Source organism: Sphingomonas sp. NIC1, assembly GCF_001638925.1.
In the GTDB taxonomy this organism is placed as follows: Bacteria; Pseudomonadota; Alphaproteobacteria; order Sphingomonadales; family Sphingomonadaceae; genus Sphingomonas; species Sphingomonas aquatilis.
Window position 1 is genome coordinate 3,128,391 of record NZ_CP015521.1, and the last position, 14,082, is coordinate 3,142,472.

At 67.4% G+C, this 14,082-nt stretch carries 11 protein-coding genes; 7 read left to right on the forward strand and 4 right to left on the reverse strand.

Translation table 11 applies throughout. The annotated features are described in order from the left end of the window. Positions 1 to 2: 2 nt before the first annotated feature. The gene (gene purM, locus A7E77_RS14715) at positions 3 to 1,118 is read right to left on the reverse strand and encodes a phosphoribosylformylglycinamidine cyclo-ligase (RefSeq protein WP_063689121.1); all 1,116 of its coding nucleotides are present in this window, start codon (positions 1,116 to 1,118) and stop codon (positions 3 to 5) included. Positions 1,119 to 1,561: 443 nt separating this feature from the next. Between purM and A7E77_RS14720 the strand changes: the two genes are divergently transcribed. The 5 genes from A7E77_RS14720 to A7E77_RS14740 all read left to right on the forward strand — a co-directional run bounded on the left by A7E77_RS14720 (position 1,562) and on the right by A7E77_RS14740 (position 7,874). Further along, positions 1,562 to 1,963 carry a nuclear transport factor 2 family protein gene (locus A7E77_RS14720; RefSeq protein ID WP_063689123.1) on the forward strand — a complete coding sequence of 134 codons (402 nt, stop codon included), beginning with the start codon at positions 1,562 to 1,564 and terminating at the stop codon, positions 1,961 to 1,963. A 187-nt stretch (positions 1,964 to 2,150) separates the two neighbouring features. After that, on the forward strand, positions 2,151 to 3,398 hold the full coding sequence (locus tag A7E77_RS14725) for a hypothetical protein (protein ID WP_063689126.1): 1,248 nt from the start codon (positions 2,151 to 2,153) through the stop codon (positions 3,396 to 3,398). A gap of 4 nt (positions 3,399 to 3,402) precedes the next feature. Then, on the forward strand, positions 3,403 to 4,035 hold the full coding sequence (locus A7E77_RS14730; RefSeq protein ID WP_063689128.1) for an HdaA/DnaA family protein: 633 nt from the start codon (positions 3,403 to 3,405) through the stop codon (positions 4,033 to 4,035). 2 nt (positions 4,036 to 4,037) lie between these two features. Then, positions 4,038 to 6,203, forward strand: coding sequence for an RNA degradosome polyphosphate kinase (locus A7E77_RS14735; protein ID WP_017978761.1), 2,166 nt, complete (start codon positions 4,038 to 4,040; stop codon positions 6,201 to 6,203). Positions 6,204 to 6,407: 204 nt separating this feature from the next. Then, entirely contained in the window at positions 6,408 to 7,874 is a 1,467-nt protein-coding gene (locus A7E77_RS14740; RefSeq protein ID WP_063689130.1) for a Ppx/GppA phosphatase family protein, read from the forward strand. 138 nt (positions 7,875 to 8,012) lie between these two features. Here A7E77_RS14740 and A7E77_RS14745 read toward each other — a convergent pair whose 3' ends face one another. Next, positions 8,013 to 8,309 (reverse strand): I78 family peptidase inhibitor, encoded by a 297-nt coding sequence (locus A7E77_RS14745; protein ID WP_043059379.1) that lies wholly within the window; start codon positions 8,307 to 8,309, stop codon positions 8,013 to 8,015. Further along, on the reverse strand, positions 8,306 to 9,481 hold the full coding sequence (gene rnd, locus A7E77_RS14750; protein WP_043059378.1) for a ribonuclease D: 1,176 nt from the start codon (positions 9,479 to 9,481) through the stop codon (positions 8,306 to 8,308). Before rnd ends, A7E77_RS14745 begins: the two co-directional genes overlap by 4 nt. A gap of 171 nt (positions 9,482 to 9,652) precedes the next feature. Between rnd and aspS the strand changes: the two genes are divergently transcribed. After that, a complete protein-coding gene (aspS, locus tag A7E77_RS14755) occupies positions 9,653 to 11,473 on the forward strand; it encodes an aspartate--tRNA ligase (RefSeq protein ID WP_063689131.1) in 1,821 nt (606 codons plus the stop codon). A 225-nt stretch (positions 11,474 to 11,698) separates the two neighbouring features. Here the strand turns inward: aspS and A7E77_RS14760 are convergent, their stop codons facing one another. Further along, the gene (locus tag A7E77_RS14760; RefSeq protein WP_063689133.1) at positions 11,699 to 12,532 is read right to left on the reverse strand and encodes a TIGR00266 family protein; all 834 of its coding nucleotides are present in this window, start codon (positions 12,530 to 12,532) and stop codon (positions 11,699 to 11,701) included. A gap of 199 nt (positions 12,533 to 12,731) precedes the next feature. On the opposite strand from A7E77_RS14760, the gene A7E77_RS14765 reads away from it, so the two are divergent. Next, positions 12,732 to 14,063, forward strand: coding sequence for an APC family permease (locus A7E77_RS14765; RefSeq protein WP_063689134.1), 1,332 nt, complete (start codon positions 12,732 to 12,734; stop codon positions 14,061 to 14,063). Positions 14,064 to 14,082 lie beyond the last annotated feature (19 nt).

Below are 14,082 nucleotides of genomic sequence, written 5' to 3' on the forward strand. Positions count from 1 at the left end.
GATCAGCCATGGGTGTGCGTGGCGGTCCAGTCGGCGCGCGCGCTCCAGGTCTCGGTGCTGCCGCGCACGGTGCAACCGCGCGGGCCGGCGTCGATGCGGCCGATCGTATGGACGGTTTCGCCGGCATCGGTCAGCGCTGCGGCGACCGCTTCCGCCTGATCCGCCGCGACGACCACCGCCATGCCGATGCCGCAGTTGAAGGTGCGGGCCATTTCTTCGGGCTCGATTGCGCCTTGGGCCTGCAGGAACGCCATGAGGCGAGGCTGCTCCCAGGCATCGGCGTCGACCACGGCATGCGTGCCGTCGGGCAGGACGCGGGGAATGTTCTCGAGCAGGCCACCACCCGTGATGTGGGCGAGGCCCTTGATCTGGCGTGTCCGCAGCAGCGGCAGCAGCGATGCGACATAGATGCGCGTCGGCGCCATCAGCGTGTCGATCAGCAGCCGATCGGCGTCGAACAGCGCCGGTCGATCAAGCTTCCAGCCACGATCCGCAGCAAGGCGGCGGACCAGCGAGAAGCCGTTCGAATGCACGCCCGACGAGGCGAGGCCGAGGATGACGTCGCCCGCCGCGATCGTCTGGCCGGTCAGCACGGCATCGCGCTCGACCGCGCCGACGCAGAAGCCGGCGAGATCGTAATCGCCCTCGGCGTACATGCCGGGCATCTCAGCCGTTTCGCCACCGATCAGCGCGCAGCCGGCCTGGCGGCAGCCCTCCGCGATCGAGGCGACGACGCGTTCGGCGATGCCGTTGTCGAGCTTCGCCGTGGCGTAATAATCGAGGAAGAACAGAGGCTCGGCGCCCTGTACGATCAGGTCGTTGGCGCACATCGCGACGAGATCCACGCCGACGCCTTCATGCCGGTCCCATTCGATCGCGAGTTTCAGCTTGGTGCCGACGCCGTCATTCGCCGCGACCAGCAGCGGATCGGTGAAGCCCGCCGCGCGCAGATCGAACATGCCGCCGAAGCCGCCGAGGTCGGCGTCCGCACCCGGCCGCCGCGTCGCCTTGGCGAGCGGCCCGATCGCGCGGACCAGCGCGTTGCCCGCGGCGATCGATACGCCGGCGTCGGCATAGGTGTAGGACTGGTCGGCGGGGGAGGATGGCTCGGTGCTCATCCGGCCAGCCTGCTACGATCTGTCCGGCGCGGTGGCAATGCCGAACCGGCGCCGGGTGCGAGGGCAGGTGATTCGGGTGGGGTAGATGGGCCCGGATCGCCGAAATTCGCGCGCGGAAGTGGACGAAGTGGACGACACGTGTCGTTCGAAATGCCCACCCCACCTGCCCCAACGTCGCGATGGGGGAGGTGGGCGCCGGTTGAGCACATGATGCGGATGTAGGGAGTGATCGGCGTGTAGGACAGGGGGGCGTGACGGCTGAAGTTCATTCAGACGCGCCACCGGGCTTCCGATCAGCGCAGAGTGGGGGTGTACATAATTCGCCCGACCGGGTGTCCGTCGCCGTTCCCAAGCGGAGAGCACTGCAAAACCCGTGCAGGCCGTTGACCCTGACGGGTCGCCAACATAGCTTTTCCGATGCGACGCAGCACAACGAGGACGCTATGGCCAACTCCGCTAAGGCGACGGTTGAGGAGTTCTTCCGCCGGAACGCATCCGGTGACCCTCCTGAGCATATTGCCGAATTGGTCCGCGAGGATGTCGATTGGTACGTGGCGGGCGACGTCGACGTCGTCCCGTGGATCGGGCGTAAGGAAGGTCGTGCGGGCGTAACGGACTTTTATCGTGAACTTCGTCAACAGGTTATAGCCGAGAAATTCGAGATTACGGATATGCTGGCCACCGAAAACAGGGTCGTTGTGCTTGGTGAGCTGGCCTCGCGGGTGAGGAATACCGGGAAACTCATAGAGACGGAATTCGCCTTCGACTTTACGGTCGAGGACGGTCAGATCGTTCGCTTCCGGCTGTTTGAAGATAGTCACGCCGTAGCGTTGGCCGCTGTGTAAGATCGGCGGTCATTGAAGCCTGACTTCGAAACGTAAAATTCGCGAGCGTCATTCCCGTTTCGCGATCGTTTTGCCGAGAAGCAGGCTGGCAGCCACGCCCCGGCCGCCCCTCTGCGTCTCTCCCACGGCGCCGCCCCGTCACATCCCGCTTGGCTTACCGGCCGCGCTTCGCCAAAAGGCGGGCACGATGCGTGTCCGTACCCTGTTCTCGTCGCTGGCCGGTGCCGCGCTCCTCTTTGGCGCGGGTGCGCTTGCGCAGATTGAGGGCGGGCGCGGGGTAGCGCCGGTCGACAGTTCGGGCGATTTCGAGGTGAGCGGCGTCACGGTCGACGTCGCGGCGAAGACGGCGGAGGCCGCGCGGCTGGGAGGCTGGCGACTGGCGCAGCGCAAGGCATGGGTGCAGCTGTCGCGCCGGCTGGGCGGCGACGGCGCGCTGATTTCTGACAATGCGCTCGACCAGATCGTGTCGGGCATCGTCGTCGAGAACGAGCAGCTGGGGCCGACACGCTATATCGCCAAGCTGGGCGTGCTGTTCGATCGAGGGCGGGCGGCGTCGATCCTGGGCATCAGCGCCTATTCCGACCGGTCGCGCCCGATGCTGCTCGTGCCGCTGCAGATATCGGGCGGTGTCGAAACGGTGTTCGAACAGCGCAACGATTGGCAGGAGGCCTGGGCGCGCTTCCGCACCGGCAACAGCACGATCGATTATGTCCGTCCATCGGGCACGGGTGCCGATTCGCTGCTGCTGAATGCGGGCCAGATCGGGCGGCCGGGGCGCGGCTGGTGGCGGACGATCATCGACCAATATGGCGCGTCCGACATCCTGATCCCGGTCGTGCGCCTGTATCGCAGCTATCCGGGCGGGCCGATTATCGGCGTGTTTCAGGCACGGCACGGACCGGACAATCAGTTGCTCGGCAGCTTCACGTTGCGGGTCGGGACGGCGGCGGGCCTGCCGCAATTGCTCGATGCGGGCGTGACGCGGATGGATGGGCTGTTCCAGCAGGCGCTGCGCAGTGGCGCGCTGGGGCTCGACCCCACGCTGTCGCCGCCGCCCGAGCCCGAACCCGTCGTCGATCCGACGACCGAGGATACGAGCGGCGAGACGCTGGCCGAGATCGTCGGCGATACGGCGCCCGCGAGCGCGGGCATCGCGATCACGCTCCAATTCGATACGCCGAGCGCGAGCGCGGTCGCGAATACCGAAGGGCTTGTCCGCGGCATCCCCGGCGTCCGCTCCGCCTCCACCACCAGCCTGGCGCTGGGTGGCGTGTCGCTGATGCGCGTGACCTATGACGGCGATCCCGATGCGTTGCGCGCGGCGCTGGAAGTGCGCGGCTTGCAGGTGACGGGCAGCGGCCAGACGCTGCGCATCCGCCGCGCGCCGCAGTTGCTGCCGCCGAACCTGCCGGCCGACACCAACCCGGCAGGCTGACGCGATGACCAACCAGCTCGCGTTGCCGTTGGGGTGGCCCGCCGACCCCCGCGACGACGCCTTTCTCGTGACGCCCTCCAACGCCCGCGCCGCACAGACGCTGGAACATTGGGCGACGTGGCCGGTGATGGCGGCGGTGCTGACCGGCCCGCGCAAGTCCGGCCGCAGCCTGCTCGCGCGAATCTTCGCTGCGAAGAGCAACGGCACGATCATCGACGATGCGGAGAACGTGCCCGAGGCGCAAATCTTCCACGCGTGGAACCAGGCGCAGGCCGAAAGGCGTCCGCTGGTGATCGTCGCCGACGCCTTGCCGCCGCTGTGGGCGGTGCGCCTGCCGGACCTGCGATCGCGCCTTGCCGCCAGCCCGCATGCCGCGATCCAGCCGCCCGATGACGAGCTGATCGCGGCGCTGCTCGACCATCTGTTCCAGCGCCGCGGCCTGGATGCGCGGCCGGACCTCGTCACGTGGCTCAGCACGCGGATCGAGCGCAGCCATATCATCGTCCAGCGCGTCGTCGATGCGCTGGATCAGGAGGTGCTCGAAAGCCGCAAGCGGTTGTCGATCCCGCTGGCGCGTACAGTTTTGACCGCGGCAGGGATCGTCACGCAACCGCAACCGTTGCTGCCTATGTCCTGATCATGACTCGTCCAGCCCATCTCGCCCATCTGACCGACGCCGACGACGATCCCTTCGTCCCCGAGGTCAACGATCGCTATTTCAACCGCGAGCTGTCGTGGCTGGCGTTCAACCGGCGGGTGCTGGAAGAGGCGTGCAACGGATCGCATCCGTTGCTGGAGCGGCTGCGGTTCCTGTCGATCTCGGGCACGAATCTCGATGAATTCTTCATGGTGCGCGTGGCTGGCCTCAAAGGGCAGCAGCTGAAGGACGTCGATCGCCGGTCGACCGACGGCCTGACGCCCGCGCAGCAGCTCGCCGCGATCACCGCGGAGGCCGATTCGCTGATGGCGAGCCAGCAGGCGGTGTGGGGCGACCTGCGCACCGCGCTCGACGAGGCGGGTGTCCATGTGTTGCGCCGCGACGAGGTGGATGCCGAGGCCGCGGTGTGGCTGGAGCAGCATTTCCGGGAGCAAATCTTTCCGATCCTGACGCCCCAGGCGCTCGATCCGGCGCACCCGTTTCCGTTCATCCCGAACAAGGGGCTGTCGGTGATGTTCGACGTCGTCCGCGATTCGGACGGCGAGCCGGTGCGCGAGCTGGTGATGATCCCCGCCAGCGCGCCGCGATTCGTGCGCCTGCCGGGCGAGGTCGCGCGCTACGTGTCGATCGAGGCGCTGCTCAAGCGCTTCGCCTATGTGCTGTTCCCCGGATACACGCTGGTCGGCGCTGCGGCGTTCCGCGTGCTGCGTGACAGCGATATCGAGATCGACGAAGAGGCCGAGGATCTCGTCCGCTACTTTGCCAATGCGATCAAGCGCCGCCGTCGCGGCCGCGTGATCCGGCTGGAGCTGGAAACGGGCATGCCCGATGCGCTGGCCGACGTGCTGCGCAACGAACTGGGCGGGGCGGACGCGATCGTCACCGAAAGCGGCAACCTCCTGGGCATCGGCGACCTCGACATGGTGATCGACGAGGATCGGCCCGACCTCAAATTCCTGCCGTTCGTGCCGCGCTTTCCCGAGCGCATCCGCGAATTCGGCGGCGATTGTTTCGCGGCGATCCGGGCGAAGGACATCATCGTCCACCACCCGTACGAGACGTTCGACGTGGTGCTCGCCTTCCTGAAGCAGGCGGCGGCGGACCCGGACGTCATCGCGATCAAGCAGACGCTGTATCGTGCCGGCAAGCAGCCCGCGGTGATCAACGCGCTGATCGCCGCGGCGGAGGCGGGCAAATCGGTGACGGCGGTCGTCGAGTTGCGCGCGCGGTTCGATGAAGAGCAGAATATTCTATGGGCGAGCGCGCTGGAGCGGGCGGGCGTGCAGGTGGTCTATGGCTTCCTGGAGTGGAAGACGCACGCCAAGGTGTCGATGGTGGTGCGGCGCGAAGGCGGGCAATTCCGCACCTATTGCCACTTCGGCACCGGCAATTACCACCCGGTGACGGCGCGCATCTACACCGACCTCAGCTTCTTCACTGCGGATGCGCGGATGGGGCGGGATGCGGCGCAGATGTTCAATTACGTCACGGGATATGTCGAACCGACCGATATTACCAAGCTGGCGCTCAGCCCACGCGACCTGCGCAAGACGCTGCTGGAGCAGATCGACGTCGAGATCGCCAATGCCCGCAGCGGCAAGCCTGGCGCGGTCTGGGCGAAGATGAACAGCCTTGTCGACCCGATCATCATCGACAAATTGTACGAGGCGAGCGGCGCGGGCGTCGCGGTGGAGCTGATCATCCGCGGCATCTGCTGCCTGCGGCCGGGCGTGCCCGGCATGTCGGAGAATATCCGCGTGAAATCGATCATCGGCCGCTTCCTGGAGCACAGCCGCATCTTCTGCTTCGGCAACGGCGCGGCGCTGCCCAACGACAATGCGCATGTGTTCATCTCGTCCGCCGATTGGATGCCGCGCAACTTCGACCGCCGCGTCGAATATATGCTGCCCATCGAGAACCCGACGGTGCATGACCAGGTGCTCGACCAGGTGATGGTCGCCAACCTGATCGACACCGAGCAGAGCTGGGAGCTGGAGGCGGACGGCCGCTACGTGCGCGACGAGCCCGGCGACAAGCCGTTCAACCTGCACCGCTATTTCATGAACAATCCGTCGCTGTCTGGACGCGGTGCGGCGCTGGCGGAAAGCAATGCGGTGCCCACTTTGGCGCTTCGGCGGCGGCGTTAGGGTTGTTGCTCGTCCCTTCAGCGGCCACAGTCGCGTGATGGATCGTACGCGCTTGCCTCATATCCGTCGTCACTCCGGACTGGTTCCGGGGTCCACCGGGCCGCGAGGGCGGTGTTCGCGCCTCGTGCCGTCCCCCTCGCCGCAGAGTGGATCCCGGAACCAGTCCGGGGTGGCGGAGGATTGGGGCGACGGGTTCGCGCGCCCATGAGCCGCGCCTTTCCCCGTACCGGCATCATCGACATCGGATCGAACTCGGTTCGGCTGGTCGTGTATCAGGGGCACCCGCGTGTGCCGGCGACATTGTTCAACGAAAAGGTGATGGCGGGTCTCGGCCGCAGCCTGGCCGCGACGGGGGCGATCGACGCCGACAGCATGAGCCTCGCGATCGGGGCGCTGTGGCGATTCGCGGCGGTGGCGCGCGAGATGGAGGCGACGGTGCGTACCGTGGCGACCGCAGCGGTGCGCGACGCGTCGAACGGCGGGGACTTTATCGCCGCCGCGCGTGACCTTGGCCTGGAGGTCGAGCTGCTGAGCGGCGAACAGGAGGCGAATGCGGCGGGCCTGGGCGTCCTGTCCGCCATCCCCGATGCGGACGGGATCGTCGGCGATCTGGGCGGCGGTAGTCTGGAGCTGGTGCGGGTAGTGGCGGGCACCGTCACCGATCGCATCTCGTTCCCGCTCGGCGTGCTGCGCATCGCGGCGCTGCGGCGGGGCAGCCGCCCGGGGCTGGACCGCCATGTGTCGAAACTGATCCGCGATGCTGGGTGGAACGGGCGGGGCAGGGGCCTGCCGCTGTACATGGTCGGCGGATCGTGGCGCGCGCTGGCGCGGCTCGACATGAGCCTGACGCATTTCCCGCTGCCGATCATCCATGGCTATGCGCTGGCGCCGGAGACGGTCGCACGCCTCGGCCGCAGCATCGCGCACATGTCCAAGCAGCGGCTACGCGAAATTCCCGGCATGTCCGCAGGCCGGGCGTCGCAGCTTGGTGATGCCACCGCCTTGCTCGGCATCGTGCTGCGCGAACTGGGATCGTCCAGCGCGGTGGCATCGAGCTTCGGCCTGCGCGAGGGGCTGTTGTACGGTGCGCTCGACCGCCAGACCCGCAGCCTCGATCCGCTGATCGTCGCCGCGCGCGAAGAAGGGCGGCTGCTGGGACGCTTTCCCGAACATGGCGATCTGCTGAGCGACTGGATCGCGCCGCTGTTCGCCGCCGATCCGCCGCATCTGGCGCGTATTCGCCATGCCGCCTGCCTGCTGGCCGACGTGGGGTGGCGTGCGAATCCCGAATTTCGCGACGAGCGCGGCTTCGAGATCGCGCTCCACGGCAATTGGGTGGCGATCGAGGCGTCCGAACGCGCGATGCTGGCGCAGGCGCTGCATACCAGCCTGGGCGGCAGCACGACGCCGCACCCGCTGCTTGGCGGGCTGGCGGGGGATGCGCAGATCGCCTGTGCGATTCGCTGGGGCCTTGCGATCCGGCTGGGGCAGCGGTTCAGCGGAGGGCTGGCGGGGCCATTGCAGCGATCCGCGCTGTCGATCGATGCCGGGCAGGTGACGCTGGCGCTGCAGGATGCGGATCGCGCGCTATATGCCGAAACGGTGGAGCGGCGGCATGCGGCGCTGGCCGCGGCGCTGGGGCGGAAGTCGGTGGTTCACTGGAGCGGGTGACGGCGGGGGTGGGTCGGGGGGCGATGGCGCAGGGGGCGTTTCTGCTAACGACGCGCTGCCCTTGCCTCCCCCTCCGTCATGCCTGCGGCATGCCACCTCCCCCTGGCGGGGGAGGACTTTGAGTTAGCCGTTATTGGTTTAGCCGCATTTCAGGCCGCTGATCTCGTTCATGTCGTCGAGCAGGATGTTCAGGCGGTCGGGCCGGAAATCCATCGTCGCGGCATCGCCGGGGCGCAGCACGCGGGAAATGCGCGAGTGGGTTTCATATTCGATGGCATCGCGCATGCGCTCGCGGAACTTGACGCCGGCATAGCGGATGCGCGCTTCTTCGGTCACGACGCACGGGCCGGCGGGCGGTGGCGGGGGCGCCATCGTCATGCAGCCGGAAAGACCGATCGGCAGCAGCGCCGCCAGCGTCCAGACCCGTGTCGTCATCCCGCTTCCTCCGTCCGCGTCATCGTGAGCTTGCCGCCCTGTACGGCAAAACCCAGTCGCCCTTCGACAAGATCCAACGCATCGCGACCGAATTGGTCGAATCGCCAGCCTTCCAACATCGGCAGGCCGGTGCGGGTGCCGGCGGCGAGCGCCTCCAGCTCATCGGATCGGGCCAGCAGGCGCGAGGCGACGTCGATGTCGCGCGCGCGAATCTTGAGCAGCAGCTTCAGCAGATCGGCGACCAGCGCGCCGTCCTTGCCCAGCCCCGGTTTGCGATCGTCGCGCGGGGGCAGTTCGTCCGCGGACAGTGGCGCCGCGCTCTCCAACGCCGCCATCAGCCGGCCGCCGATATCGTTCGACGCCCAGGTCGCCGACAGACCACGCACCTTGGCGAGGTCCGCCTGCCGCCGCGGCGGATGGCCGGCGAGGTCGCCCAGCGTCTCGTCCTTCACGATGCGACCGCGCGGCAGGTCCTTGCCCTGCGCCTCCAGCTCGCGCCAGCGGGCGAGAGCCTTCAGCCGGCCCAGCACGTCGGGCTTGCGGCCCGAGATGCGCACGCGCTTCCACGCCTGATCGGGGTCGTTGGCGTAATTGGCGGGATCGGCGAGCCGCTCCATTTCCTGGTCGAGCCAGACACCGCGACCGGTCTTGCGGAGCCGTTCCAGCATCTTGGGGAAGATCCGCGCGAGGTGCGTGACGTCGCCGATCGCATATTCGATCTGGCGCGCATCGAGCGGCCGGCGCGCCCAATCGGTGAAGCGCGCGCCCTTGTCGACCTGGATGCCGAGCCAGCTGTCGACGAGGTTCGAATAGCCGATCTGTTCGCCCTGACCCAGCGCCATCGCCGCAACCTGCGTGTCGAACAGCGGGTGGGGCGTCTTGCCGGTCAGATTGTAGATGATCTCGATATCCTGCCCGCCGGCATGGACGACCTTCAGCACGTCCTCGTTGTTCACGAGCAGATCGAGCAGCGGCGTCATGTCGAGCCCCGGCGCCATCGGGTCGATCGCGGCAGCCTCGTTCACGTCGGCGATCTGGATCAGGCACAGCTCGGGGTAATAGGTGCTCTCACGCATGAACTCGGTGTCGACCGTGATGAAGTCGGCCTGGGCGAGGCGATGGCAGAGATTGGCGAGCGTCGCGCTATCGGTAATCAACGGGTGGATATGCATCCGACGCTCCATAGACCGCCCGCGCGGGTTGACAAATAGGGGATGGGTGAAGATGCGCTCCGTCATCCATCCCCGTCACCCCGGCCTCGAGCCGGGGTCCTGCTTCTTCTCCGTAGCGAGCAAGCGGGACCCCGGCTCGAGGCCGGGGTGACGACAGAAGAAGACACGATCATGCACGCCTATCGTACCCACACCTGCGCCGCGCTCTCCGCGAGCAACGTCGGCGATACCGTTCGCCTGTCAGGCTGGGTGCATCGCAAGCGTGACCATGGCGGCGTCCTGTTCGTCGACCTGCGCGACCATTACGGCATCACCCAGATCGTCGCCGACAGCGATTCGCCCGCGCTCGCCATCCTGGAGCAGGTGCGCGTCGAATCGGTCGTGACGATCGACGGCAGCGTCAAGGCGCGCTCGGCCGGCACGGTGAACGCCAACCTCGCGACCGGGGAGATCGAGGTGTTCGCGCGCGGCGCGACGGTGCTGTCGGCGGCTGACGAGTTGCCGATGCCGGTCGCCGGCGAGCAGGAATATCCTGAGGACATCCGCCTACGCTATCGCTTCCTCGACCTGCGCCGCGAGACGCTGCACGCCAATATCGTGCGCCGGACCAAGGTGATTTCCGAAATGCGCCGCCGGATGGAAGGCGTGGGCTTCACCGAATATTCGACGCCGATCCTCACCGCCTCGTCGCCGGAGGGCGCGCGCGACTTTCTGGTGCCGAGCCGCATCCATCCGGGCAAGTTCTACGCGCTGCCGCAGGCGCCGCAGCAGTATAAGCAGCTGCTGATGGTGGCGGGCTTCGACCGCTATTTCCAGATCGCGCCCTGCTTCCGCGACGAAGACCCGCGCGCCGACCGCCTGCCGGGCGAGTTCTACCAGCTCGACCTGGAAATGAGCTTCGTGACGCAGGAAGAGGTGTGGGAGACGATGGAGCCGGTGATCGGCGGCATCTTCGAATCCTTCGCCGACGGGAAGAGCGTAACGCCGTCGGGCCAGTTCCCGCGCATTCCGCACGACGAAGCGATGCTGAAGTACGGCAGCGACAAGCCCGATCTGCGCAACCCGCTGATCATCACCGACGTGTCGGCGCATTTCACGCAGAGCGGCTTTGGCCTGTTCGAGAAGATCGTCGCCGGTGGCGGTGTCGTCCGCGCGATCCCGGCGCCGGGCACCGCCGACAAGAGCCGCAAGTTCTTCGACGAGATGAACGAATGGGCGCGTGCCGAGGGCCATGCGGGCCTGGGTTACGTCACCCGCAAGGGCGGCGAGTTCGGTGGGCCGATCGCGAAGAACCATGGCACCGAAGGCATGGAGGCGATCTATGCCGCGCTCGGACTGGGGCCGGATGACGGCCTGTTCTTCGCGGCGGGCAAGGCGGAGGCGGCGGCGAAGCTCGCCGGTGCCGCACGCACGCGCGTGGCGGACCAGCTTGGGCTGATCGAGCAGGGCGCGTTCCGCCTGTGCTGGATCGTCGACTTCCCGTTCTACGAATATGATGAGGACGCGAAGAAGGTCGAGTTCGCGCACAACCCGTTCTCGATGCCGCAGGGCGGCATGGACGCGCTGGAGAATCAGGACCCGCTGACGATCAAGGCGTATCAGTACGACCTCGTCTGCAACGGCTATGAGATCGCGTCGGGTTCGATCCGAAATCAGTCGCCGGAGCTGATGGTGAAGGCGTTCGAGCTGGTCGGCCTGAGCAAGGCGGACGTGGAGGAGCGCTTCGGCGGCCTCTATCGCGCGTTCCAATATGGCGCGCCGCCGCACGGTGGCATGGCCGCCGGTGTCGACCGGATCGTCATGCTGGTCTGCGGCGCGCAGAATCTGCGCGAGGTGTCGCTGTTCCCGATGAACCAGCGCGCCGAGGACCTGCTGATGGGGGCGCCGTCGCCCGCGTCTGTGCAGCAGCTGCGCGAGCTGTCGATCCGTCAGGCAACCCCGCCGCAGCCGACGGTCAACGTCGACAAGGCGGTGGCGCCGAGCGCGGGGTAAGTTTCGCACAACTGGTCTACCGGCGGCGGCGGCTCGAGCGTTGTCGAGGTCGGCGGAAGACAAACGAAAATTCCTCCCCCGCCAGGGGGAGGTGGCGCCGCGCAGCGGTGACGGAGGGGGAGGTCAGCGACACATCGGTTTCGTGTCCGCCCCCTCCGTCATGCCTGCGGCATGCCACCTCCCCCTGGCGGGGGAGGAATTTTGGGGCGTCGGATGCAGGTCCGCTTAATCGTTGCCGCCGACCCAATCGCCGAGCCCGCCCAGCACCGATCCTTCGCCGCGGTTCTGGCCACCGCCGTTCGCCGCCGCCATCATGCGGCCCGCAAGGCGCGAGAAGGGGAGCGACTGAATCCAGACTGTGCCCGGTCCGCGCAGCCGCGCGAAGAACAGGCCCTCGCCGCCGAACAATGCGCTGCGCACGCCGCCGACCGTGACGAGGTCGAACTCCACCGACGGCGTCATCGCGGCGAGGCAGCCGGTATCGACGTGCAATTCCTCGCCCGGCGCCAGCGTCCGCTCGACGACGGTGCCGCCCATCTGGACGAACACCCAGCCATCGCCGGTCAACGACTGCATCACGAAGCCTTCGCCGCCGAACAGCCCGGTCATGACCCGCCGCTGGAAATAGATGCCGAGTTGCACGCCCTTCGCGGCGGCGAGGAACGCGTCTTTCTGGCAGATCAGCTGCCCACCCAGGTCCGACAGGCGCAGCGGCACGATCGAACCCGGCGTCGGCGAGGCGAAGGCGACGCGCGCCTTGCCGTACCCCTCATGCGTGAAGACCGTGGTGAACAGGCTTTCGCCCGTGACCAGTCGCTTCCCCGCGCCGAGCAGCTTGCCCATGAAGCCGCCACCGCTCGCGCCGCTGCCGTCGCCGAACACGGTGGTCATCGCGATGCTGGCGTCCTTCCACACCATCGCGCCCGCCTCTGCGACCGCGCTTTCGCCGGGGTCGAGCTCGATCTCAAGGAACTGCAATTCCTGGCCCTTGATCTCATAGTCGATCTCGTCCGCCACGCTCGATCGGCGCTGCTGCTGCCAGGGACTTTCATAGGGCATGGATCATCGTCCTCTTCAGGTGATGCACCGCCCTACCACGCCTACAAAACCCAATACGAGTAGCAAGCCGCGCAATTCCGTCGCTTCCCTCGCTCCGTTAACCATGTCACTAGGCCCCCGGGGTTAGACGTGGGGGGTCATGTTAGACGATCAGTTGCTTCCGGCACGGCCGGCCCCGCTCGTTCGCAGTCTCGGTGTCATGGGTGTCCTGTTCCTCACCTTGTCGGTGGCGACGCCGGCTTCGTCGGTGTTCGTCATCATTCCGGGCATGTTGCAGGTGGCGGGAACGGGGACGATCTGGGCGCTGATCCTGGCGGGGATCGTCTGTGTCGCGACGGCCTTCGTCTATGCCGAACTGTCGAGCGCCTGGCCCGTCGCAGGCGGCGAATATGTCGCCGTCGCCAAGACGCTGGGGCCGCTGTCCGGATTCGTGATGCTGGGCGTCAACGTCTTCAACAATCTGTTCTTTCCGCCCGCCGCGGCGCTGGGGATCAGTGCGGTTCTGTCCACCGTCTATCCGGGCCTGCCGACGGTGCCGGTCGCGATCGTGGTCGTCGCGGCATCGACGCTGATCGCGCTGCTGCAGATCCGCGTAAATGCCTGGATCACCGGCCTGTTTCTGGCGGGCGAAGTGCTGGCACTGCTCGTCGTCACCGCGCTCGGCTGGTCGGACGTGGTGCGGCCGTTCGCCGTGCTGCTGACCGCGCCGGTGATGCCGGACGGCAGCGCGATGGTGCCGGCATCGGCCGCGGGGATCGGCCTTGCCACCTCGATCGCGATCTTCGCGCTCAATGGCTATGGCGCGGCGGTCTATTTCGGCGAGGAGATGAAGGAGCCGTCGCGGCTGATTGCGCGCGCGATCCTGGCGAGCCTCGTCCTGACGTTGCTGTTCGAGATCGTCCCGACGATCGCGGTGCTGATGGGCGCGCCCGACCTGCATGCGCTGACCACGGCCAGCGACCCGTTCGGGCTGATCGCGCGGTTGCGCGGTAACGGCTGGGTGGCGGACGCGACCGCGATCGGCGTCGTCATCGCGATCGTCAACGCGATCATCGCCTGCATCCTGGCCTGTTCGCGCTTCTTCTACGGCACCGCGCGCGACGGCAGCTGGGGGCGGCCGATCGATCTGTGGATGACGCGCATTCACCCGCGCTTCGGGTCGCCTTGGGTCGGCACGCTGATCGTCGGCGGGGTGGGCGTCGCCTGTTGCTTCCTGCCGCTGACGCTGTTGCTGGTGCTGAGCGGGACCGGCCTCGTCGCGATCTACGCCGGCATCGCGATCGCCGCGATGGTCGGGCGGCGGACCGGGGCGACGTCCCATGCCCGCTATCGGATGCCGCTGTATCCGCTGGCCCCGGTCGTGACGCTGGTTGCGCTCGCCTATGTTGTGTGGACGAGCTGGCAGGACGCGAGCGAGGGGCGGCCCGGCCTGCTGATGACGGGCGCGCAGATCGTCGCGTCCGCGGCCTATTACTGGTTCGTCCTGCGTCGTCGCGGCGACTGGAGCGTTCACGTTCCTGATGAGGGTTAGGAGCGAAAGGACGGACCGA

Bases quoted from the DNA above. Each gene is read 5' to 3' on its own strand.
- rnd (WP_043059378.1), bottom strand. From the start codon at position 9,481: ATGCATATCCACCCGTTGATTACCGATAGCGCGACGCTCGCCAATCTC.
- A7E77_RS14740 (WP_063689130.1), top strand. From the start codon at position 6,408: ATGAGCCGCGCCTTTCCCCGTACCGGCATCATCGACATCGGATCGAAC.
- A7E77_RS14720 (WP_063689123.1), top strand. From the start codon at position 1,562: ATGGCCAACTCCGCTAAGGCGACGGTTGAGGAGTTCTTCCGCCGGAAC.
- A7E77_RS14730 (WP_063689128.1), top strand. From the start codon at position 3,403: ATGACCAACCAGCTCGCGTTGCCGTTGGGGTGGCCCGCCGACCCCCGC.
- A7E77_RS14765 (WP_063689134.1), top strand. From the start codon at position 12,732: ATGGGTGTCCTGTTCCTCACCTTGTCGGTGGCGACGCCGGCTTCGTCG.
- A7E77_RS14760 (WP_063689133.1), bottom strand. From the start codon at position 12,532: ATGCCCTATGAAAGTCCCTGGCAGCAGCAGCGCCGATCGAGCGTGGCG.
- aspS (WP_063689131.1), top strand. From the start codon at position 9,653: ATGCACGCCTATCGTACCCACACCTGCGCCGCGCTCTCCGCGAGCAAC.
- A7E77_RS14745 (WP_043059379.1), bottom strand. From the start codon at position 8,309: ATGACGACACGGGTCTGGACGCTGGCGGCGCTGCTGCCGATCGGTCTT.
- purM (WP_063689121.1), bottom strand. From the start codon at position 1,118: ATGAGCACCGAGCCATCCTCCCCCGCCGACCAGTCCTACACCTATGCC.
- A7E77_RS14725 (WP_063689126.1), top strand. From the start codon at position 2,151: ATGCGTGTCCGTACCCTGTTCTCGTCGCTGGCCGGTGCCGCGCTCCTC.
- A7E77_RS14735 (WP_017978761.1), top strand. From the start codon at position 4,038: ATGACTCGTCCAGCCCATCTCGCCCATCTGACCGACGCCGACGACGAT.